18 protein-coding genes and 2 pseudogenes are annotated in these 20,498 nt (G+C 67.3%); 4 read left to right on the forward strand and 16 right to left on the reverse strand.

The genetic code is table 11. The features are described from left to right. Positions 1-287: 287 nt before the first annotated feature. The 4 genes and pseudogenes from Q0A27_RS02235 to nadA form a co-directional block, all read right to left on the reverse strand. Positions 288-587, reverse strand: a pseudogene (locus tag Q0A27_RS02235) (DUF6308 family protein); the annotation flags it as partial. Next, positions 577-966: pseudogene (locus tag Q0A27_RS15000) on the reverse strand (DUF6308 family protein); the annotation flags it as partial. The pseudogenes Q0A27_RS02235 and Q0A27_RS15000, both read right to left, overlap by 11 nt. Positions 967-1,277: 311 nt before the next feature. Continuing rightward, positions 1,278-2,246: a carboxylating nicotinate-nucleotide diphosphorylase gene (gene nadC / locus Q0A27_RS02240; protein ID WP_291473453.1), complete on the reverse strand. Its 969-nt coding sequence runs from the start codon at positions 2,244-2,246 to the stop codon at positions 1,278-1,280. 11 nt (positions 2,247-2,257) lie between these two features. After that, positions 2,258-3,352 (reverse strand): quinolinate synthase NadA, encoded by a 1,095-nt coding sequence (gene nadA / locus Q0A27_RS02245; RefSeq protein WP_291473454.1) that lies wholly within the window; start codon positions 3,350-3,352, stop codon positions 2,258-2,260. Positions 3,353-3,411: 59 nt separating this feature from the next. Between nadA and Q0A27_RS02250 the strand changes: the two genes are divergently transcribed. After that, entirely contained in the window at positions 3,412-4,617 is a 1,206-nt protein-coding gene (locus tag Q0A27_RS02250) for an alanine racemase (RefSeq protein ID WP_291473455.1), read from the forward strand. Then, the gene (locus tag Q0A27_RS02255) at positions 4,614-5,924 is read left to right on the forward strand and encodes a D-arabinono-1,4-lactone oxidase (RefSeq protein ID WP_291473456.1); all 1,311 of its coding nucleotides are present in this window, start codon (positions 4,614-4,616) and stop codon (positions 5,922-5,924) included. The genes Q0A27_RS02250 and Q0A27_RS02255 overlap by 4 nt, the downstream gene beginning before the upstream one ends. Here Q0A27_RS02255 and rarD read toward each other — a convergent pair. From rarD to lspA, 4 genes are read right to left on the reverse strand one after another with little or no spacing between them, the layout of a single operon-like run. Next, positions 5,894-6,814 (reverse strand): EamA family transporter RarD, encoded by a 921-nt coding sequence (gene rarD / locus Q0A27_RS02260; protein ID WP_291473457.1) that lies wholly within the window; start codon positions 6,812-6,814, stop codon positions 5,894-5,896. The two genes, Q0A27_RS02255 and rarD, sit on opposite strands and share 31 nt — an antisense overlap. Continuing rightward, positions 6,811-7,497 carry a hypothetical protein gene (locus Q0A27_RS02265; protein ID WP_291473458.1) on the reverse strand — a complete coding sequence of 229 codons (687 nt, stop codon included), beginning with the start codon at positions 7,495-7,497 and terminating at the stop codon, positions 6,811-6,813. The genes rarD and Q0A27_RS02265 overlap by 4 nt, the downstream gene beginning before the upstream one ends. Next, positions 7,497-8,432 (reverse strand): RluA family pseudouridine synthase, encoded by a 936-nt coding sequence (locus Q0A27_RS02270; protein WP_291473459.1) that lies wholly within the window; start codon positions 8,430-8,432, stop codon positions 7,497-7,499. The genes Q0A27_RS02265 and Q0A27_RS02270 overlap by 1 nt, the downstream gene beginning before the upstream one ends. Then, positions 8,429-8,905, reverse strand: coding sequence for a signal peptidase II (gene lspA, locus Q0A27_RS02275; RefSeq protein ID WP_291473512.1), 477 nt, complete (start codon positions 8,903-8,905; stop codon positions 8,429-8,431). Before lspA ends, Q0A27_RS02270 begins: the two co-directional genes overlap by 4 nt. A 167-nt stretch (positions 8,906-9,072) precedes the next feature. On the opposite strand from lspA, the gene Q0A27_RS02280 reads away from it, so the two are divergent. Next, a complete protein-coding gene (locus Q0A27_RS02280; protein WP_291473460.1) occupies positions 9,073-9,990 on the forward strand; it encodes a hypothetical protein in 918 nt (305 codons plus the stop codon). Between the two features lie 7 nt (positions 9,991-9,997). Here Q0A27_RS02280 and Q0A27_RS02285 read toward each other — a convergent pair whose 3' ends face one another. After that, the gene (locus Q0A27_RS02285; RefSeq protein WP_291473461.1) at positions 9,998-10,594 is read right to left on the reverse strand and encodes a hypothetical protein; all 597 of its coding nucleotides are present in this window, start codon (positions 10,592-10,594) and stop codon (positions 9,998-10,000) included. Positions 10,595-10,651: 57 nt separating this feature from the next. On the opposite strand from Q0A27_RS02285, the gene Q0A27_RS02290 reads away from it, so the two are divergent. Continuing rightward, complete coding sequence (locus Q0A27_RS02290) at positions 10,652-11,569, forward strand: asparaginase domain-containing protein (protein ID WP_291473462.1); 918 nt, start codon at positions 10,652-10,654, stop codon at positions 11,567-11,569. Here Q0A27_RS02290 and Q0A27_RS02295 read toward each other — a convergent pair. From Q0A27_RS02295 to Q0A27_RS02325, 7 genes are all read right to left on the reverse strand, one after another. Further along, the gene (locus Q0A27_RS02295; RefSeq protein ID WP_291473463.1) at positions 11,475-12,887 is read right to left on the reverse strand and encodes a DNA polymerase IV; all 1,413 of its coding nucleotides are present in this window, start codon (positions 12,885-12,887) and stop codon (positions 11,475-11,477) included. The genes Q0A27_RS02290 and Q0A27_RS02295 overlap by 95 nt on opposite strands. Positions 12,888-12,911: 24 nt before the next feature. Beyond that, positions 12,912-14,381: an amino acid permease gene (locus Q0A27_RS02300; protein ID WP_291473464.1), complete on the reverse strand. Its 1,470-nt coding sequence runs from the start codon at positions 14,379-14,381 to the stop codon at positions 12,912-12,914. A gap of 160 nt (positions 14,382-14,541) precedes the next feature. Continuing rightward, entirely contained in the window at positions 14,542-17,748 is a 3,207-nt protein-coding gene (gene ileS / locus Q0A27_RS02305; protein WP_291473465.1) for an isoleucine--tRNA ligase, read from the reverse strand. Positions 17,749-18,030: 282 nt separating this feature from the next. Continuing rightward, entirely contained in the window at positions 18,031-18,189 is a 159-nt protein-coding gene (locus Q0A27_RS02310) for a hypothetical protein (protein ID WP_291473466.1), read from the reverse strand. A gap of 21 nt (positions 18,190-18,210) precedes the next feature. After that, complete coding sequence (locus tag Q0A27_RS02315) at positions 18,211-19,257, reverse strand: DivIVA domain-containing protein (protein ID WP_291473467.1); 1,047 nt, start codon at positions 19,255-19,257, stop codon at positions 18,211-18,213. 324 nt (positions 19,258-19,581) lie between these two features. Beyond that, positions 19,582-19,881 (reverse strand): YggT family protein, encoded by a 300-nt coding sequence (locus Q0A27_RS02320; protein WP_291473468.1) that lies wholly within the window; start codon positions 19,879-19,881, stop codon positions 19,582-19,584. Between the two features lie 6 nt (positions 19,882-19,887). Further along, the gene (locus tag Q0A27_RS02325) at positions 19,888-20,484 is read right to left on the reverse strand and encodes a cell division protein SepF (protein WP_291473469.1); all 597 of its coding nucleotides are present in this window, start codon (positions 20,482-20,484) and stop codon (positions 19,888-19,890) included. Positions 20,485-20,498 lie beyond the last annotated feature (14 nt).

The raw sequence follows: 20,498 nt of genomic DNA on the forward strand, positions 1-20,498 counted from the left end.
ATACCCCACCCCCCAAAAACTCCCCTAAAACAATAAACCGTCCTTCCTAAATATTTGTAACCCCTCCCCAATGCCCCAACTCCCCCCCCCCCCCGCTTGCACCCTCGAGAATGTCAGAATTGCCTCCACCGCAATCGCATCTATCTTTGTCGAGAAACTCGGTCGGCAACATCTCTTCCAGATCAGGACCAATGTCCACCAGATCAATTCTTTCGACGGAAGAGCTACCGGAGCCACCGCATCCGGCTACAACTACGATCTATGCAGACACGGCCGCAAGATGCTCTTTACTTTTTACGCAACAAACACCAGGTGAGAGCTTGGCGTGCTGTCAAGCGATGACCGCAAACTTCTTGAAAGCCGCCTAGGTTCGGAATCGTGCCGCCTTGGATTCTGGGGCCGTTCCAGCAAGCTGCCTCGACGATCGAGTATTTAGAACCACCTTTAGTGGCTTGAGCCCTACCCTCCATCCAGACGAGGACGTCGAAGATCCGGAGCAGCGACACATCGGTCGGAAGCCCGGCTTCATCATGGACATCGGCGGGGAACCCATGCAAGCTGTTGTCCTGACACGCCTCATGCACAGTGCCGACGAAGCTTCCAGCCGTTCATCACATCCGCCGGTCGAACCAGGTCCCGACCCACCTTGTCAATGACCGGGTACAACTGCGGTCGCTTGCGCGCAATCAGCTTGGATGCAGTAGTAACCCCGATGCCCCGCACACTGGTGAGAAGCTCTTCCGACTTCCAAGGAGCCCACTGGCCATCGACTGGCTCACGAGCCTCCCACAGAGGCATACCGATCGGAATTCGTTCCAGGAGAAAGGTAACCTGCTTCCCAAAATCCGGATCTAGGAGCAGGCGGCGAGCCGCCACACCCGGCACATACACGCTCAGTAGCTCAACTGACACCAGATCGACAGCCGTGAACTCATTCAGTTTACTGCTCCGAGTAGCTGATGGATCGAACTCGTCGAATCAGGCACCCGTGTAACTCTTCCGCTCGGATGGCTCGTCGCCTGGATACCTGGACCAGTAGTAGTTCCGCAGCGACGCAACCGCACGACCAGCATCATGTTTCTCTATGACCTCGGGCAGATTCAGCCCTTGCTTCGGCATGAGAAATGAGCCTACGCGAGAATCCCTGCGGTCATCCCCGCTGCAGCAAATCTGCGTCAGGCACGAATCGCGATATCCGTGCCACGGATGACCGAATCTGTGCCTGACGCAGATCTGAAGCCCACCCCACCCTGCCTCCACCGGGGAGGGCAAGCGCGTCACTCCAGGTCGAGGCCGATGTCCAGGGAAGTGACAGAGTGGGTCAGCCCACCGACGGCGACGGAGTCCACGCCGGAGGCCGCGTAATCTCCGACCACGTCGAGAGTCAGACCACCGGAGGACTCGAGCAGCACATTCGGCGCCTTCTCCGTACGCATGCCGACCGCGACGACCGTGTCCACGACGGAGAAGTTGTCCAGTAGCACCTGCTGTGGCGGACGCTTCAGCGCCAGCACCTCACGCAGCTGCACGAGGTTGTCGACCTCCACCTCGCACCACAGTTCCGGGTGCGCGGCACGCACGGCCAGGTAGGCGTCCACCACTCCACCACCGGCGGTGACATGGTTGTCCTTGACCATCGCCTGGTCAGAGAGGTTGTAGCGGTGCGGCACTCCGCCGCCGTGGACCACGGCCCGCTTCTCCAGCAGACGCAGCCCCGGCAGGGTCTTACGGGAATCCCGGACAGCGACCGAATGGTCCTCAGGCGCGGTCTCCTCCACCGCGGACACCCAGGCCGCGGTCTGCGTCGCCACACCGGAGGCGTGGGAGAGCATGTTGAGTACCGTGCGCTCCAGCTGCAGGATCGCGCGCACCGGACCTGTGAGCACGCCCACCGTGTCGCCCGGCGCGACGACCGCACCGTTGGCCACTGCGTCAGTCAGCGCGACCGCCCCACCGAGCACGGCGGCGAAGGACGGCTCTGCGGCCTCGACGAGGATGGAGCGGACGGCATCGATACCGGAGACCACGCCACCGGACCGGGCGACCAACAGACCGCGTCCGGTCTCGCCCTTCGCAACGGTGGCCAACGTCGTGGCGTCCCCGTCGGAGAGGTCCTCCGACAGGGCGGTCCGGGCGAGAGTGGTGAACAGGGAGGGTGCGCAGCCCAGGTCGCCCAGCGGGGCGGTGTAGGGGAAACGCTGATCAGCCGGGAACATCTCCCGACGCGAAGTCTTGGTAACAGGCACGGCGGACAAACTTACTCCCCACCGCCCGGATTTCCGACAGCGATCATCCGCTCCACCGCCCGACGTGCCTTTTCCGCCACGTCAGGGGCAACGTCGACCTCGTCTGCGCCCAGGGCGAGACAGCGCAGCAGCGCCGCCGGGGTGATCATCTTCATGTACGGGCACGCCGCCCGCTCGTTGACGGGTGCGAAGTCGACGTCCGGGGCCACGCCGCGCAGCTGGTGGAGCATGCCGACCTCCGTGGCGACGAGCACCTTGCCGCGTCCGGCGTCGGACGCCACCTTCGCCGAGGTGAGCATCTCTCCGGTGGAGAGCATGTGGACGCGTTCCGGGGCGATGACGCCCTCACCCGCCAGGTAGATAGCGGAGTTGGCGCAGCCGCACTCAGGGTGGATGAACAGGTCGGCGTCCGGATTCTCCTCGGCCCGGCGCGCCAGTTCCGGCCCGGAGATCCCGGCGTGGACGTGGCACTCCCCGGCCCAGACGTGGATATTGTCGCGGCCGGTCTGGCGGCGCACATGGGCGCCGAGGAACTGGTCCGGACCGAAGAGGATCTCCTTGTCCGCGGGCAGTCCGGCGACCACGTCGACGGCGTTGGAGCTGGTGCAGCAGACGTCGGTGAGGCCTTTCACCGCGGCGGTGGTGTTGATGTAGCTGACCACCAGGGCGTCCGGGTGCTCGGCCTTCCACTCCGCCAGTTCGGTCTCGGTGAGGGAGTCCGCCAGGGAGCAGCCCGCCTCGGCGTCCGGGATGAGGACGGTCTTGTCCGGCGAGAGGATCTTCGCGGTCTCTGCCATGAAGTGCACGCCGCAGAAGACGATGACCTCGGCGTCGGTCTCCGCGGCGATGCGGGACAGGGCCAGGGAGTCGCCCGTGTGGTCGGCGATGTCCTGGATTTCGGGCAGCTCGTAGTTGTGGGCGAGGATCACGGCATTGCGGGCCTTCTTCAGCCGACGGATCTCCTCGGCCCAGTCTTCGTTACCGTCGATCCCTTCCCAGCGTCCGACCGGTCCGTCGGGGCCGACGTGGCCGGGGGCGCGGTGTACGGCGGACAGTAGTCGGCTGTCCAGCGCATCCAGTGTCTGAGGAGTGGTCGTCACAGTCATGACGAAGAATCATACGGTGTTCAGCTGCGTAAGGACCACAAATATGGAATTATCCGGGAATGAGTGTTCCCCGTCCTTCCGTCCGCGCCGCCGTCGCAGACCGTGAGGCGCCGTTCAGTGTCCTCGACCTGGACGCCGCCCTCGCCAACACCGCCGATCTCGTCCGCCGGGCGTCCGGCACTCCGGTCCGACTGGCCACGAAATCCGTCCGTATCCGCCCGCTGATCTCCCGCCTTCTGGAGTGCGAGGGCATCAAGGGCCTGCTGGCCTACCACCTCGGTGAGGCTCTCTGGCTCGTCGACGGACAGGTCAGCGACGACATCCTCGTCGCCTACCCCTGTGTCACTCCGTCACTGATGCAACAGCTCACGGCGGAGACCCGCTACCTGGACGCGGTGACCGTCATGGTCGACAGCGTCGAGCACCTCGACCTGCTGGACGCTGCGTCCCCGCCCGAGGACCGCGCCGGTACCGTCCGCGTCTGCCTCGACGTGGACGCCTCACTCAGCGTCGGCCCGCTCCACCTCGGCGCGCGTCGCTCGCCGGTGCACACCGTGGAGGACGCCACGCGTCTGGCCGAGCAGGTCTGCGCCCGGCCCGGTGTGGAACTCGTCGGCATCATGGCCTACGAGGGACAGGTCGCCGGCACCACCGACACCTCCCCGGCAGTTGCGGCGATGAAGGCAGCCTCGGTGAAGGAACTGGCCGGGCGCCGCGCGAAGGTCGTCGCCGCGGTCCGCAGCATCGTCGAGACCCACGGCGGGCAGCTGGAGTTCGTCAACGGCGGTGGCACCGGCTCGGCGGAGACCACCGCCGCCGAGGACGCCGTCACCGAGATCGGCGCGGGCTCCGGGATCATCGGTTCCGGACTCTTCGACCACTACCGCACCTTCTCCCCCGCAGCCGCCGAATGGTTCGTGCTGCCGGTGGTACGCCGTGCCGCCGCAGACATCGTCACCGTCGCCGGAGGCGGACGCATCGCCTCCGGTGTCCCGGGTGCCGACCGCGTGCCGACCGTGGACTACCCCGCCGGACTGTCCTTCTCCGCCACGGAGGGCGCCGGTGAGGTCCAGACCCCGTTGCGCGGAGCCGCCGCCCGCGACCTGGGCCTCGGTGACCAGGTGTGGTTCCGTCACGCCAAGGCCGGCGAGCAGTCCGAGTGGACCGACCGGGTCACCGTCGTCTCCCGCGACCCCGCCGACAACACCACCCACGTCATCGCCGACTGGCCCACGTACCGCGGCGAAGGAAAGAGCTTCGTATGACCACCACCTGGCACAACTGGTCCGGTGCACAGACCGCGCACCCGCAGGCGTTCGTCCAGCCCGCGACCGAGGCCGAACTCCTCGGCGTCATCACGGACGCCGCGTCCCGTGGTATGCATGTGAAGACCGTCGGCGCGGGGCACTCCTTCACCCCGACTGCGGTGACCGACGGCATCCTGGTCAACCTCGACAACCTGACCGGCCTGGTCCACGTCGACAAGGACGCCATGGAGGTCACCTTCCTCGCCGGTACCCGGCTGCGGGACATCCCCGGACTGCTCAAGCCACACGGGCTCGCCCTGGCCAACCAGGGTGACGTGGATCCGCAGGCGCTCGCCGGTGCGCTGTCGACCTCCACCCACGGCACGGGTGTCGGGTACACCGGCTTCGCCGGCATGGTCCGGCGGCTGCGCATCGTCACCGCCGACGGTGTGGTCCATGATGCCGGACCCGGTGACCCGCTCTTCGAGTACGGCCGTGTGAGCATCGGCGCGCTCGGCGTCCTGACGCAGGTGACGATGGCGGTGGTGGACACGTTCATCCTCTCCGCCGTGGAAAAGGCCGAGCCGCTGGGACCGGTGGTGGAGAACTTCGCCGCCCTGGCCCACGAGGTCGACCACCTGGAGTACTACTGGTTCCCCGGTACCGACGTCGCCCACGTCAAGCGCAACACCCGTCACCCGCTGTCCGACCGGGGCACCGTCCCCGGGCCGGTGCCGCGCTGGAAGTCGGTCATCGACGATGAACTGGTGAGCAACGCCGCCTACGGCGCGATGTGCCGGGTCATGTCCATGGCCCCGAGGACCACCGGGTTCTTCAACCGGGTCTCCGCAGGTGCCCTGGCCCAGCGTGAGTACGCCGACGTCGCCCACGACGTCTTCGTCTCCAAGCGCCGGGTGCGGTTCAACGAGATGGAGTACTCCGTGCCCCTGGCGGACGCCCCGGAGGTGCTCGCCGAGGTCCACCGCGTCATCGACACCTGCGGCATCCCGGTGGGCTTCCCCATCGAGGTCCGCGCCACCGCCGCTGACGATGTGCCGTTGTCCACGGCGAAGGGACGTGAGTCCTGCTACATCGCCGCGCACCGCTACCACCGTGACGACTACCGCGAGTTCTTCCGGGTCATCGAGCCGATCCTCGTCGCCGCGGGAGGACGCCCCCACTGGGGCAAGCACCACACCCTGGGGTTCGCGGAACTCTCGACGGTGCATGACGATCTCCACACCGTGGCGGATCTACGGGCGCAGGTCGACCCGGACGGGGTGTTCCGCAACCGCTACGTCGACCGGGTCTTCGGGCTGGGATGAGTGGGCTGGGTCAGTCTCGGACGCCGCGGCACATTGAACAGTGTGTCCGTGGTGAAGATGATCACCGCCACCCAGATCAGGCCGAAGCCGACCCAGCGCGCCGGTTCAATGTGTTCGTGGACGACGAAGACCGCCCACAGCATCTGCAGCACGGGAGTGATGTACTGGATCATTCCCAAGGTCGTCAGTGAGAGTTCGTGGGCGGCGCGGGCGAAGCACAGCAGCGGCAGTGCGGTGACCACACCGGCGGTCATGAGCAGCAGCACGTGACCCACGCCGTGGTCGCCCTGGACCATCGTGTTGGTTCCCTGGGTCTGCAGCCAGGCGAGGTAGAGCACGCCCACCGGGGCGAGCACCAGGGTCTCGGCGGTGAGCGACCGCAGCGGGGGCAGTGGCACCTTCTTCTTCATCAGACCGTAGAGCCCGAAGGAGAACGCCAGCGCCAGTGACACCACCGGCGGCGTCCCCAGGGCGACGGTGAGGATGATGACCGCCACCCCGGCCACGCCGACGGAGACCCACTGCATCATCCGGAGTCGCTCCCGCAGTACGAGCACACCGAGAAGGACGCTGACCAGCGGGTTGATGAAGTATCCCAGGGCGGCGTCGGCGACATGGTCGTTGTTCACCGCGTAGATGTACAGGCCCCAGTTCCCGGCGATGAGGACGGCGGCCACGGCGATGCGTCCCCACTGCCGCAGGGAGAGCTGACGGAGCCAGCGGAAGCCACCGCCGTGGTTGCGCCCGAGCAGCAGCAGGACGACGGCGACGAACGCCAGGGTCCACACGAAACGGTGGGCCAGGATCTCCATCGGGTCGGCCGGCTCGAGGAGCGGGAAGAATGCGGGGAAGAAGCCCCACATCAGGTAGCAGGCGACTCCCCAGATCACGGCGCGGGAGCCTCCGGCAGATCCTCGGGCAGGTCTTCGGCAGGCGGGGTGTCCTCCAGCGGACGCATGCCGAACCGGCCGTAGACGGCGTCCTCCGGCAGCGGCTCCACGGCGCGCACCCCGGGGGTGGCCGCCAGGGAGTGCAGCTCGGCAGGCGTCCCGTGGACGATGACGCCGGTGATCCCCAGCGCCTCATCGGTGTCCGGAATGCCGGCGGAAACGGCGACACGGTGACGGGCCCGGGCGAAGACGTCCTCACGGCGGTGGCCGACCGAGGGCTCGGGCAGGGCCCACTGCACCCCACCGGCGAGCAGGGTGCTCACCCGCAGACCCGGCTGGTCCGTGAAGAGCGCGGTCAGGGCGGCGACATCCGCCGGGCCCTCCGGGGACACCAGGGCCCACCGCGGGGCATCCCCGGTCGTTTCGGCGAGAGCCTCACCGGCCCGGGCGAGATAGTCTTCGGTGGACTCGCCGGTCTCCGGGCCGAGGACATCACCGTTGATCGCGGTGGCCTGCGACATCCGGTCGGAGTTCGACAGGGCGAAAACGGTCACCACCAGGGCGATGAGGCAGGCCACGGACAGCCACATCACCCAGGCGGGACGACGGGTGTCCTCCCACTCGAGCCTGCGCCGCGTCCGTTTGTCGGCAGGGATCTGCTCGGCGGACCGGAACCTGCCCATCAGTTCGTCTCCCGTAACCGGTCGAGCGCGGTCTGCAGGTCCGCCGGGTACGGCGACTCGATGTCCATCCACCGGCCGTCCGGGTGCAGGAACCCGAGGTGGACGGCGTGGAGCCATTGACGCACCAGACCCAGCCGCTTCGACAGCGTCGGATCGGCGCCGTACATCGGGTCACCGGCGCACGGGTGGTGCAGGGCCGAGAAATGGACGCGGATCTGGTGGGTGCGTCCGGTCTCCAGGTGGACACGCACCAGGGTGGCCTCGCGGAAGGCCTCGATGGTCTCGTAGTGGGTGACGGCGTGGCGTCCCCCGTCTTGGACGGCGAACTTCCAGCCGTGGCCGGGATGACGTGCGACAGGCGCGTCAATGGTGCCGTCGGTCGGGTCCGGGTGCCCCTGGACGAGCGCATGGTAGGTCTTGTCGACCGTGCGGTCGCGGAAGGCCCGCTTGAGGACCGTGTAGGCGCGCTCGGACGCCGCGACCGCCATGACACCGGAGGTGCCGACATCGAGGCGGTGCACGATCCCCTTGCGCTCCGGCGGTCCGGAGGTCGAGATCCGGTACCCGGCGGCGGCCAGACCGGAGGTGACGGTCGGGCCCTCCCAGCCGATCGTGGGATGGGCGGCGACACCGACCGGTTTATCGACGACGATGACGTCGTCGTCGGAGTAGAGGATGTCCATGCCCTCGACGACACGGGCCGGCTCGGCGGCGAGGTCACGGGGTGGGGCAGGAAGGGTGACGTCGAGCCAGGCACCGTCGACGAGCCGGTCCGACTTGCCGGCGGTCTTCCCGTCCTGGACGATGTCGCCCGCCTCGGCGAGCTCGGCGACGACGGTGCGGGACAGGCCGAGCAGCTTCGACAGGCCGGCGTCCACCCGCATGCCCGCCAGGCCACCGGGCACGGGCATCATCCTCGACTCACGGTCGCTCATGCCTGCTCCTCCTGTTCCGCTTCTTCCTTCTGCTGCTTCGGCTCAATGAACAGCCCGTAGATGAGGTACACGATCACGCCGACGGTGATGCCAGAATCCGCGACATTGAAGATCGCGAAATCCCCGATCGAGATGAAGTCCACGACATGGCCGTGCAGTCCGCCCGGATCCCGGAACACCCGGTCTATGAAGTTGCCGGCCGCCCCGCCGCCGATCATGCCGACCGCCGCAATCGTCCACGGGTTACGCACACGGAACGCCAGGACGACGCACAGCAGTGCAGCCAGCAGCTGGATGACAGCGAAGACCGGGGTGGCGCTCTCCCCCATGGAGAACGCGGCCCCGGAGTTACGGATGAGGTAGAGGCGGGCGAACTCACCGAGGACCGGGTAACTGGTCCGTGGTTCGAGGAACTCGACGACGGCCCACTTGGTCACCTGGTCGAGAACGACCACACCCACCAGAACCGCCAACGCCCGGGGAACAGCTCCGGACCTGCTGCGGGCCGGGCGGGAATCCGCGGTCTCAGCGGAGGGTCGGGAAGAGGGGGCCTGGGTCACGGGTCTCCATCCTAGCGGGTGTGCCAGGAGAGGTTGGTAACGTGACGGTCGTGCACAGACGACGATCCTTTCCTTCCACCGTGGCAGTCCTGGTCTCCACCGTCGCCCTGGGGTCGACCCTGGGCCTGAGCGGGTGTGTCTCGTCGGATGACGAACCTGACCGCACCGATCCCGTCGAGTCCGCCGTAGACGGCGTCGCGGTGAAGCTCCTGGACGCCGGAACGTCCCCCACCGACCCCCTTGTCTGGTCCGCCGACGAGGAGGAGCAGCAGACGACCTTCTCCGTCGCCCAGGGGCTGGGCCAGCACACCACCGGTGGTGACGAGCAGGGCACCGCCGACGGCGAACTGCCCTACTCCGAGGTCACCATGGAACTGCCGCTGACGGCGACCACCGCATCCGACAACGGTGAGGGCCTGGCGGCCACCGTCACCGCAGGAACTCCCAGCGGTGACAACGACGACCGCAACGAGGACATCGCCACCGCCGAGGGCTTCCGCATGGTGCAGAAGTACAGCGACGACGGCAAGGTGAGCTCCCGGTCCTTCGCTGCGCCGGAGAACGCGACCGATTCAGCCCGTGCCAGTGTGGAGCAGGGCTTCACCCTGATGACCGATCTCCCCCTCGTCTTCCCGGAGGAGGCTGTCGGTGAGGGTGCCCGCTGGACGGTGACCGGCCAGGTCAGCGACTCCGGGTCCGGGGTGTCGATGCGGCAGACGGTGACCTACACCATCGCCTCGCGCAGCGGCTCGCAGGTGAACCTCGACGTGGACGTTGAACGGACCCCCACGGTCAAGCAGATGGCGGGCACGGACCTGCAGGTGATGGACTCCACCACCGAATCCACCGGTTCGTTGACCCTCGACCTGCGGCACCCCCTGCCGGTGAGTGGGTCGGTGAAGACGACGACCGAGATCACCTACGGTCAGCCGGATTCCCCCGTGACGGTGGTGCAGGAGTCCCGCACCACCTCGACCTGGTCCTCCGACGAGGACTAGGCGGTAACTAGGCGGCCGGGGCGTCCTCCGCAGGCGCTTCCTCGGCAGGGGCCTCCTCCGGAGCCGGGGCGTCCTCGGGGACTTCCTCGGGCAGTTCCTCGGCGACGTCCGCCGCGCAGAGCGGCGGCACATTGTCCGGGGCGACGTTCTCGATGAGCGTGCAGGCCCACTCGCGCTTGAGCTTCCAGACGTCGTTCTCACGGATGAACTCCACACCCGAGACCGGCATCGGGTCGCGGTCCGGGATGATGAAGTTGACGGTCACGGAGGCGGTGTCGGGCAGGATGCCGGGCAGCACCGGATCAACGACCTCGAGGGTCGCACCGGACTCCTCCTTCGACTGCGTCATGACGTCGAAGAGTTCCAGGGCCTGGTCACCACCCTCGACGGTGTCGGCCTTCTGGTCGGAGGGGATCGCCGGGTCGACAGCCCGGTTGAGCACGTCGTTGAGCTCGGCGGCGGTGGGCAGTGCGGTGGACCGGGTGGTCGTCGCGGCACTGGTGGTCGCGTCGGTCGAGTCATCGTCATCGGAGGAGCAGGCGGACATGGACAGACCTGCGGCGACGGCAGCCACGACGGCAACGGACTTCATGGAGTATTTCATGGTGAATCAGCCTACCCACCCCACGCTCCCTGCGTCACACCAGTAGTCTGTGTCCCCATGAGCGCGTCCTTCCCCGTCACCCTGCTCGCCACCGGCGGAACCATCGCCTGCACCGCAGGTCCCGACGGCACCCTACGACCCACACGCACCGCCGCAGACCTCTGCGCGGACGCCGGGCTCACACCCGACGACGTCACCGCGACCGACGCCCTTCACCTCGACTCCTCCGAGATGACCCTGGCCGACCTCGACGGCCTGCTGGCTGCGGTCCACGCCGTCGGCGGACCGGTGGTCGTCACCCACGGCACCGACTCGATGGAGGAGACCGCCATGGCCGTCGACCGGTTGCTCGGCGGACCCGTGGTGCTCACCGGTGCGCAGCGTCCCGCCGACCACGCCGACCCGGACGGCCCCGCCAATCTGCGGGACGCCGTGTCCGCAGCGGCGACAGCGACCGGCCCGGTCGTGGTGACAGGTGGTGTGACGGTCCCCGCCTACGGGGTGCGGAAGGTCCACACCACCGCGGACCGGGCCTTCGGGGGACCGGACTCCCCCGTCCACCGCCCGGGGCCCCTCGTCTCCCGCGGTCAGGCTCCGGTCCCGCTGTCGGGCCTGCGCGTCGACATCCTCACCGCCTACCAGGGGGCCGACAGCACCCTGGTGGACGCTGCACTGGCAGCGGGTGCCGACGGCCTGGTCATCGCCGCCTTCGGGTCGGGCAACGCCGGCGGGCTCGCCCCCGGGATCGGCCGTGCCCTGGACGCCGGAGTGCCCGTCGTGTTGTGCACCAGGGTCGCCGCCGGCGGGGTGGATGCCGTCTACGGCGGTGACGGCGGTGGGGCGACCCTGGCCGCGGCAGGTGCCCGGTCCGGTGGGGTACTCAGTCCCGCACAGGCACGGATGGAGCTGCTGTGTCAGCTGGCGGTGCAGCGGGAGGATCCCACGCCAGGGACTCCAGCGGGTCCGCAGGACTGAGGTCCGGGTCGTCGACCGGGAAGGTACGCGTCCGTCCCGGCCCGGTGGCACGGGTCTCGAAGCGCACGCTGACCACACCGCCGCCGGTGCCCTGCACCCACCCGTGACCGAACCCGGTGTGGTGGACATCCTGGGTGGCGCGCCAGCGACCGTAGGATTCGGCGGCCGGCGCCGACTCCACCACCGGGTCCGGTCCGGGTGCGTCGACGTGCACCACTTCCCGGGCCCCGATCTCGGAGAGCTCCGGGAACAGGGCCCCCTGCCGCTCATCGGTCAGCCCTGAGAGGCTGACGCCGACCAGTCGCACCGCCCCGGACTCCTCCGGGTGCGGCATCACCGAGCGTGACGCCGCGATGATGTCCTCGAGGTCCTCGGTCGGCACCGCGAGTGTGAGTGACCGGGTATGGGCACGGAAGTCCGCGGTACGGGTCTTCACGGTGACGGTCCGGGCCGCCCGGCCGTCCTTCTTCAGCCGGGTGTGCGCGGCGGTGGCCGACGCGACGAGCACCGGGTCAGCTGCGGCGGTCGTCGCGGCGTCCACCTCGAGGGTGCGTTCCGCGGAGACCTGCTTGGCACGTCCCCTCGCCGCGACCGGTCGGGGGTCGACGCCGCGGGCGTACCCCAGCAACTGGGTACCGACAGAACCGAGGAGACTGCGGACGTCGGCGTCGTCCATGGCGGTGAACTGGCCGATGGTGGTCACACCGACCTCGGCGAGCCGGGCCTGCGCGACCGGACCGATGCCGCCGATCTCCCCGACCGGACGGGGGCCGAAGACCTCGTCGCGGTGGTCCGCGCCGACGACGGCCACGCCGTGGGGCTTGTCGAGGTCGGAGGCCATCTTGGCGTGGAGTTTCCCGGTGGAGACACCGATGGAGCAGACCAGTCCGGTCTCCTGTTCAACGGTGTCCTGAAGGGCGTGTGCCCACGTCTCGGCGTCCTGCGTGGTGGCACCGGCCAGGACCGCCGGTTCGGCGAAGCCCTCGTCCACGCTGAGCCGCTCGATGAAGCCCGCCTCGCGCTCGAGGATCCCGAAGATGCGTTCGGATGCCGCCGAGTAGACCACGAAGCGGGGATGCACCACCGAGGCCTTCCCGCGGCACAGTCGCACGGCCTGGCTCATCGGCATCGCCGAGCGCGCACCGTACACCCGCGCCTCGTAGGACGCCCCGGCGACGACTCCCCTGCCCGATGCCCCTCCCACCAGGACCGGACGGCCACGCAGCGTCGGCCGGGTGAGCTGCTCGACGGACGCGAAGAAGGCGTCCATGTCGACGTGCACCACCCAGCGTCGCTCACCTGTCCCGGAACCTGTCACGGCCCCCATCCTAGATCGCCCGGGCTACGTCGCCGGGTTCACGGAGGAGCGGTCGACCTTGAGCGCGAATTCCTCACGGCGATGCTCCACACTCGGCTTCACCCAGCGCCAGGAGAACCAGACGACGAGGATGATCGGGACGGAGACGATGACCGTCCAGAAGCCGATCGAGTCGCCCGAGGCGACGAGCACGACGACGAGCAGCAGGAAAGCCAGGGTGACCCAGTTGGAGACCGGGGCCAACGGCATCCGGAAGGACGGACGCTCGAACTCGCCGGCCTCGGCCCGCTTCCGGAACTTCATCTGGGCGATGATCATCGAACCCCAGGTGAGGATCAGCGTGACCGCGGTGAGGTTCATCGCGATGTCGAAGGCACGACCCGGGGCGACGTAGTTGATGACCACACCGACGATGATGACTGCACTGGTCAGGGCGATCCCACCGAAGGGGACGCCACGGTTGTTGAGCTGGCCGAGTGCATGCGGGGCCGACCCGGCGTGGGACATGGTGCGGATGACGCGTCCCGTGGAGTACAGGCCGGCGTTGAGGGAGGACAGTACCGCGGTGATGACGACGAGATTCATGATGTCGCCCATCTGGGAGACACCGACCTTCGAGAACACGGTCACGAACGGGCTCTCGTTCGCCTTGAACTCGGTGTACGGCAGCAGGAACGACATGACGAGCACGGAACCGCAGTAGAGGACCAGGATGCGCCAGACGACGTTGTTCACCGCACGCGGCATCTCGTCACGGGCGTTCTCGGTCTCACCGGCGGCGGTCGCGATGACCTCTATGCCGAGATAGGCGAAGAAGACACCGGAGGTCACCACGGCCAGCGGGACGACGCCCTCGGGGAAGATGCCGTCGTGGTCGGTGATGTTGTCCAGACCGGCGGAGAACCCTCCGATCTCATGGCCGGTGAGGATGAAGACAATGCCGGTGACCAGGAAGATCACGATAGCGGCGACCTTGATGAAGCTGAACCAGAACTCCAGCTCACCGAAGACGCGCACGCCGATCATGTTGAAGGCCACGACGACGACCAGTGCAACCAGCGCCAGCACCCACTGCGGTACCGGGTCGAAGACCGGCCAGAACTTCAGGTACAGGGCAAAGGCGGTCACGTCGGCGATACCGGTGATGGCCCACTGGAGGAAATAGTTCCACCCCAGCAGGTAGGCGGCGCGCTCTCCGAGGAACTCACGGGCGTAGGAGACCACGCCACCGGAGCTCGGGCGGTGCATGACCAGCTCGCCGATGGCACGCAGCACGAGGAAGCCGAAGAAGCCGCACACCGCGTATGCGATGAACAGGGACGGGCCGGCGTCGTGGAGGCGTCCGCCGGCGCCGAGGAACAGACCGGTACCGATGGCGGAACCGATGGCCATCATCTGGATGTGGCGGTGCTTGAGGCCCTTCTGATAGCCCTCCTGGTCAGCGGTCAGGAACGACGACGTCGCCTGTGACCTCTGTATCTGATTCTCTGTCACCGTAGGGCGACCTTCCTTGATATATACCGAAGTAAACTAAGTTAACCCGGTCCGAGAGAACACCACCGCCGGGACCGTCACCCCGGCATATCTGTCGGAGATCAGGTCCCGGCGGTGTTCCGTCGGGATGGTCTGTTGCTCTTGAAGCTGACGGTCGGCGTCAGTTGCCGGTGACGCGCTCCACGGTAACCGTGCAGCCGTCGCCGGTGTCGTGCGTGAGAACCTCACCGGTGATCACCTTAGCCGTGGTGGCGAGAACCTCACGGGCGATGGTGTCGATGTGGGCCTCCGCCCACCCCCGTCGTCCCTCCGGGACGGACAGCACGAGGCTGATCCGGTCGGAGACGTCGAAGTCCTCGGTGCGGCGGGCGTCCTGGATCCCCCGGATACGGTCCGCGGCCCAGCCCTCTGCCTCCAGCTCCTCGGTGAGCGTCATGTCGAGCACGACGAGGCCCTCCGTGCCGGGGATTTCGGCGGTGCGCTCCGGGTCGACGGCGACGAGCTTGCGGGAGTACTCCCCCTCGATCAGACCGATACCGTCGGCGACGACCGCACCGGCCCCGGAGACGGTGTAGTTGCCGGACTTCACGGCCTTGATGACTTTCTGCACGTCCTTGCCGAGGCGGGGGCCGGCGACCCGGGCGTTGACGACGACATCGAAGCGTCCCACGGAACTGACGTCATCGGTCAGGATGACCTCCTTGACGTTCACCTCGTCACCGATGATGTCGGTGAAGTCGGCGAGACGTGCCGAGGACGGCAGCGCCACGGTGAGGCTCTGCAGCGGCAGACGGTTGCGCAGCTTGTTCGCCTTCCGCAGCGAGGACGACGCGGAGCAGACGCTGCGGACCTCGTCCATCGCTGCGACGAGAGCGGCGTCCGCCGGGAACTCCTCGGCGTCCGGCCAGTCGGTGAGATGCACCGAGCGTCCACCGGTCAGACCGCGCCAGATGACCTCGGTGGTCATCGGCAGCAGCGGGGCGCTGATACGGCAGAGGGTCTCCAGCACGGTGTAGAGGGTGTTGAAGGCCTCCGGGAACTCACCGTCGCCGGCCCAGAAGCGGTCACGGGAACGGCGCACGTACCAGTTGGTCAGGGCGTCACAGAACTGCCGGATCTCGTCGGTGGCCGCGGCGATGTTCGTGGCGTCCAGCGAGGCGGTCACCTCGACGACCGTGTCGTGCAGCTTCGCGAGGATGTAGCGGTCCAGCACGTTGGTGGACGTGGTCGAACGCTCCGCCGGGGTGTGGGCGTAGAGCCGCAGGAAGGAGTAGGCGTTCCACATCGGCAGCATCGCCTGGCGCACGCCCTCACGGATGCCCTGCTCGGTGACGATGAGATTGCCGCCACGCAGGATCGGCGAGCTCATGAGGAACCAGCGCATCGCATCGGAGCCGTCACGGTCGAAGACACCGTTGACGTCGGGGTAGTTGCCCTTGGACTTGGACATCTTCAGGCCGTCGTCGCCGAGGACGATGCCGTGGGAGACGACCTTCTTGAACGCCGGGCGGTCGAAGAGCGCGGTGGACAGCACATGGAGCAGGTAGAACCAGCCACGGGTCTGGCCAATGTACTCGACGATGAAGTCCGCCGGCGAGTGGGTGTCGAACCAGTCCTTGTTCTCGAAGGGGTAGTGCACCTGGGCGAAGGGCATGGAGCCGGAGTCGAACCAGACGTCGAGGACGTCGGGGACGCGCCGCATGGTGGACTTCCCCGTCGGATCATCCGGGTTCGGGCGGGTCAGCTCGTCGATGTACGGGCGGTGGAGGGAGTCCGGACGGACGCCGAAGTCCGCCTCGAGCTCATCGAGGGAGCCGTAGACGTCGATACGCGGGTAGGCGTCGTCATCGGAGACCCACACCGGGATCGGGGAACCCCAGTAGCGGGACCGGGAGATGTTCCAGTCGCGGGCACCCTCCAGCCACTTGCCGAACTGGCCGTCGCGGATGTGCTCCGGGATCCACTCGATCTGGTCGTGGTTGAGCTCGACCATACGGTCACGGAATGTCGTGACGGAGACGAACCAGCTGGGCAGCGCCATGTAGATGAGCGGCTCGCCGGACCGCCAGGAGTGCGGGTAGGAGTGCTCGATGGTCTGGTCGCGGACGATCCGCGCCTTCTCCTTGAGATCCCGGATGATCTGCCGGTTGGCGTCGAAGACGAGCTGACCCTGGTAGTCGGGCACCAGAGAGGTGAACTTGCCGTCCATGTCCACCGGGATGACGACCTCGATACCTGCGGCGTTGCAGGTGGTCATGTCGTCCTCACCGAAGGCCGGGGCCTGGTGGACGATACCGGTACCGTCCTCTGTGGTGACGTAGTCGGCGGCGAGGATACGGAAGGCACCCTGCTCCGCACGGTCGGCGAAGTAGTCGAAGGGCGGGATGTAGGTCAGGCCCACGAGCTGGTCGCCGGTGAACTCGGCAATGACCTCGGCGGCCTCGGACGCCCCACCCAGCTCCTTCACGTAGGCGCCCATGAGGTCCTTGGCCAGCAGCACCTTCTGCCCTGCGACCGCCCCGGCCCCGTCGTCGGCGACCTTGACCAGGGCGTAGGTGACCGCCGGGTTGACGGCGAGTGCCAGGTGCGAGGGCAGGGTCCACGGGGTGGTCGTCCACGCCATCGCGGCAGCGTCCGCGAGCTCGGGGTGCGCGGCGAGCGTGTCGACCGCGGCGGTGCCCGGCCAGGCGCCGGTCACCGGGAAGGTCACGGTGACCGTGGGGTCCTGACGCATCTTGTAGGAGTCGTCCAGGCGGGTCTCCTGGTTCGACAGCGGGGTGTGCTCGGCCCAGGAGTACGGCAGGACGCGGAAGCCCTGGTAGATGAGCCCCTTGTCGTAGAGGGTCTTGAAGGCCCAGATCACGGATTCCATGTAGGACAGGTCCATGGTCTTGTAGCCGTTGTCGAAATCCACCCAGCGGGCCTGACGGGTGACGTAGTCCTTCCACTCCCCCGCGTACCGCAACACAGACTCGGCGCAGTAGTCGTTGAAGGCGGCGAGGCCCATCTCCTCGATCTGGCCCTTGTCCTTGATGCCCAGCTGCTTCTCCGCCTCGAGCTCGGCGGGCAGACCGTGGGTGTCCCAGCCGAAGACGCGCGGGACCTTGTAGCCGCGCATGGTCTTGTAGCGCGGGACGATGTCCTTGACGTAGCCGGTGAGCAGGTGGCCGTAGTGCGGTAGGCCGTTGGCGAAGGGCGGGCCGTCGTAGAAGATGTACTCTTCGGCGCCCTCACGGTTCCTCAGCGACTCCTGGAACGTGTCGTCCTCTGCCCAGTAGGACAGGACGTTGCGCTCCATGAGCGGGAACGAACTGGTTCCGTCACTCATGTCGGTACGGGGGTAAGCACCGCCGGCGGGGGTGGTCATCGCGGACTCCTTGAAGGTTGTTCGTCTCAAGTCCGCGGGGACGCTCCCGTTGCCGGTCGCGCGGTACCACCCCGCTTGATCTCCCCCACCGTCGAATGTCGTGGGGAGTTCCGCTCATCGTGCGGCGTGACGTGCCGCGGTCCCGTCCGGTTCTACTGGGGACACGGGGCTCAACGCCCGGTGTCCGGTTCTTCCGGAGTGCTCCCCGGTGATGGCCGGATCAGTGCACGTGGTGGTCCCGCACGGCGGCGCAGGACCCACCAGGGGGTCAGTATAGCCCCTCTACCGTCGTTTCAGTGCAACCAGGTCGACGACGAACAGCACGACGCCGACAGCAGCGACCCCCACACACACCCACGCCCACACCGCCGAACCCACGTACAGGGCCACCAGTAGTGCGATGAACCCGAGGAGGGACAGGATGAGGGAGAGGGCGAGCATGGGGGTCAGTGACTCCGGTTACTACTTGTTGTTGCCGAAGTTGATGTTGTTCGCCGCGGGGGCGGCGGTGCTCCGGCTGTTGAGCTCCTCGAGCTGGGACTCGAGGAAGGTCTTCAGACGGGTACGGTACTCCCGCTCGTAGGTACGCAGTTCCTCGATGCGTCCCTCAAGGGTCGTCTGCTGCTTCTTGATGGTCGTCATGATCTCGGTGTGCTTGCGCTCAGCGTCCTGCTCCAGGGAAGTGGCCTTCTCCTGGGCGGCCCGGACCTGGGCCTCGGACTGGGCGGTCGCGTCGGCGAGGAGAGTGTCCGCCTTCTGGCGGGCGTCGCTGACCAGTGTGTCGGACTGCTGACGGGCATCGGCCAGGAGCTTGTCGGAGGTCTGCTTGGCATCGGCGAGCTGCTTCTCGGACCGCTGCTTGGCATCGGCCAGCTGGGACTGAGAGGTGCTGTTGGCGGAGTCGAGGGTCTTGTCTGCCTCGGCACGCGCCTCGGAGAGCATGGACTGGGCCTCCTGCTTCGCATCCCCGGTGAGACGGTCGGCCATCTCCTGGGCCAGGGACAGGACGCGGGCGGCCTGCATGTGGGTCTCGGCGGAGGCGTTGCCGTCGCCGGCCGCGGCAGCGACCTGCTGGGCCGGGGCGGCCTTATCACCCTGCTCGGAGGCCTTCTGGGCATCCGCCGCAGCGCGCTCGGCCTTGGCTGCCCGCTCCTCGGCGGCCCGCGCAGCGGTCTGCGCGTTCTTGAGCTGGAGCTCCAGGTCCTTGACCCGGGCCTCGGCGCGGGAGCGGCCCTCTTCCGCGGACTGCGCAGCGGCGGTCGCACGGTTGAGTTCCTCCGGATCCGCGGCAGACGCGGCAGCAGCGGCTCCGGACACCTCGGCAGCGGGGGCTGCGGAGGCACCGGCTTCGAGCTGGGAGCGGAGCTCCTCCTTCTCGTCCTCGAGCTCGGCCAGCGTGTCCTCGACGAGGTCGAGGAACTGGTCGACCTCGTCCTCGTTGTAGCCACGCTTGCCGATCGGCGGCTTGCTGAAGGCCACGTTATGAACGTCAGCGGGAGTCAACGGCATCGGTAGTTCCCTTCACAGTCGGTGTATCAGGTTCAGATCCTAGCAGGCACCGCAGACGAGAGTCTGAAGTTCAACCTCAAGTGCAATCTAACAGCAAAGTTATACAGCAACTTCAACCCCACTAGCAACAGAAGCCCCGTAATGATCCACCGGAACCCCCGGAAAATGAAGAAGCCGCCGTCTCACCCGGACCCACATTCCAGGGAAGACGACGGCTTCGGTCACTACACACGACATCTCCGTGGACTCAGGGCCACGAAGACGATTCCAGTGTAGCGGCCCCGCGAACGGGACACAACGGATATTGCGATATTGGTTTCTCGGTCACGCCATGCCGTTGGCGACGGTGATGAGAATCGTGACGAGAATCGACAGTCCGAAGAAAAGCACCAGGATCGAGACATCCAGCGCCACTCCCCCGAACCGGATCGGCGGAATGAGCCTCCGCAGCGGCTTCACGGCGACATCCGTGAGTACGAACATCGGTTCTGCGACCAGCGCAAACCCGCGTGACGGGGACCACCGGCGGGAGAAGGACCGGATCATCTCGACGATCACCCTGCCCAACAGGATGAACCAGTAGACGCGCAGGACAAGAGCGATGATGTAGAGCGCAGTTGCCACAGTCGGTTACCGCTCCCCGGAAAGCCGGGACTCGAGGGTGTCCCTCTGGTCCAGGTTCAGTCGGATGCCTTCGGGCAGCAGGGCGAAGTTCCGGGAACCTCCGATCTTCTCGACCTTGCCGTCGAGGCCGGCGGCCAGCCCGCCGACGTAGGCGAGGAACTGCAGCCCCTCGGCCTTGTCGAGGTCACTGAGGTTGAACCCGACGATGTCGCCACGGCGGTACTCCGGGGTGACCTTGTTGACGTCGCGGTACTCACGGACCTCGACGATGACGAGCTCCGGGGTACGCGCCGGAACCACGGCAGGCTCGGCGACCGCCGGCCGACCGGGTACACGGTCACCGAGGGCGGCGCCGGGGCGTGCGCTCTCCGGACGGCCGTACCGGCTGTGCTCCCGGGTGGGGGCCGGATCGGCGTGTCGACCCGACGGGGCACCGTAATGGTCCTCGTGCACCGGACGGCGCTCCTCACGACGGTCGTCGTCCCGGAAGTCGTCCCGGAAGTCGTCCTGGAAGTCGTCCCGGGGGTAGTCCCGGTCGTCGAAGCTGTCGATAGCACCGAAACCGAAGAAGCCCTTGGTCTTCTCGATGAATCCCTCTGCCATGGTCTCTCTCACTT

The sequence above is a fragment of the Corynebacterium sp. genome, from assembly GCF_022712275.1.
In the GTDB taxonomy this organism is placed as follows: Bacteria; Actinomycetota; Actinomycetes; order Mycobacteriales; family Mycobacteriaceae; genus Corynebacterium.

What these genes read in the sequence shown, in the direction of transcription:
- nadA (WP_291473454.1), bottom strand. Translation starts at nt 3,352, where the DNA reads ATGACTGTGACGACCACTCCTCAGACACTGGATGCGCTGGACAGCCGA.
- Q0A27_RS02250 (WP_291473455.1), top strand. Translation starts at nt 3,412, where the DNA reads ATGAGTGTTCCCCGTCCTTCCGTCCGCGCCGCCGTCGCAGACCGTGAG.
- Q0A27_RS02255 (WP_291473456.1), top strand. Translation starts at nt 4,614, where the DNA reads ATGACCACCACCTGGCACAACTGGTCCGGTGCACAGACCGCGCACCCG.
- Q0A27_RS02265 (WP_291473458.1), bottom strand. Translation starts at nt 7,497, where the DNA reads ATGGGCAGGTTCCGGTCCGCCGAGCAGATCCCTGCCGACAAACGGACG.
- Q0A27_RS02270 (WP_291473459.1), bottom strand. Translation starts at nt 8,432, where the DNA reads ATGAGCGACCGTGAGTCGAGGATGATGCCCGTGCCCGGTGGCCTGGCG.
- Q0A27_RS02285 (WP_291473461.1), bottom strand. Translation starts at nt 10,594, where the DNA reads ATGAAATACTCCATGAAGTCCGTTGCCGTCGTGGCTGCCGTCGCCGCA.
- Q0A27_RS02290 (WP_291473462.1), top strand. Translation starts at nt 10,652, where the DNA reads ATGAGCGCGTCCTTCCCCGTCACCCTGCTCGCCACCGGCGGAACCATC.
- ileS (WP_291473465.1), bottom strand. Translation starts at nt 17,748, where the DNA reads ATGACCACCCCCGCCGGCGGTGCTTACCCCCGTACCGACATGAGTGAC.
- Q0A27_RS02310 (WP_291473466.1), bottom strand. Translation starts at nt 18,189, where the DNA reads ATGCTCGCCCTCTCCCTCATCCTGTCCCTCCTCGGGTTCATCGCACTA.
- Q0A27_RS02315 (WP_291473467.1), bottom strand. Translation starts at nt 19,257, where the DNA reads ATGCCGTTGACTCCCGCTGACGTTCATAACGTGGCCTTCAGCAAGCCG.
- Q0A27_RS02325 (WP_291473469.1), bottom strand. Translation starts at nt 20,484, where the DNA reads ATGGCAGAGGGATTCATCGAGAAGACCAAGGGCTTCTTCGGTTTCGGT.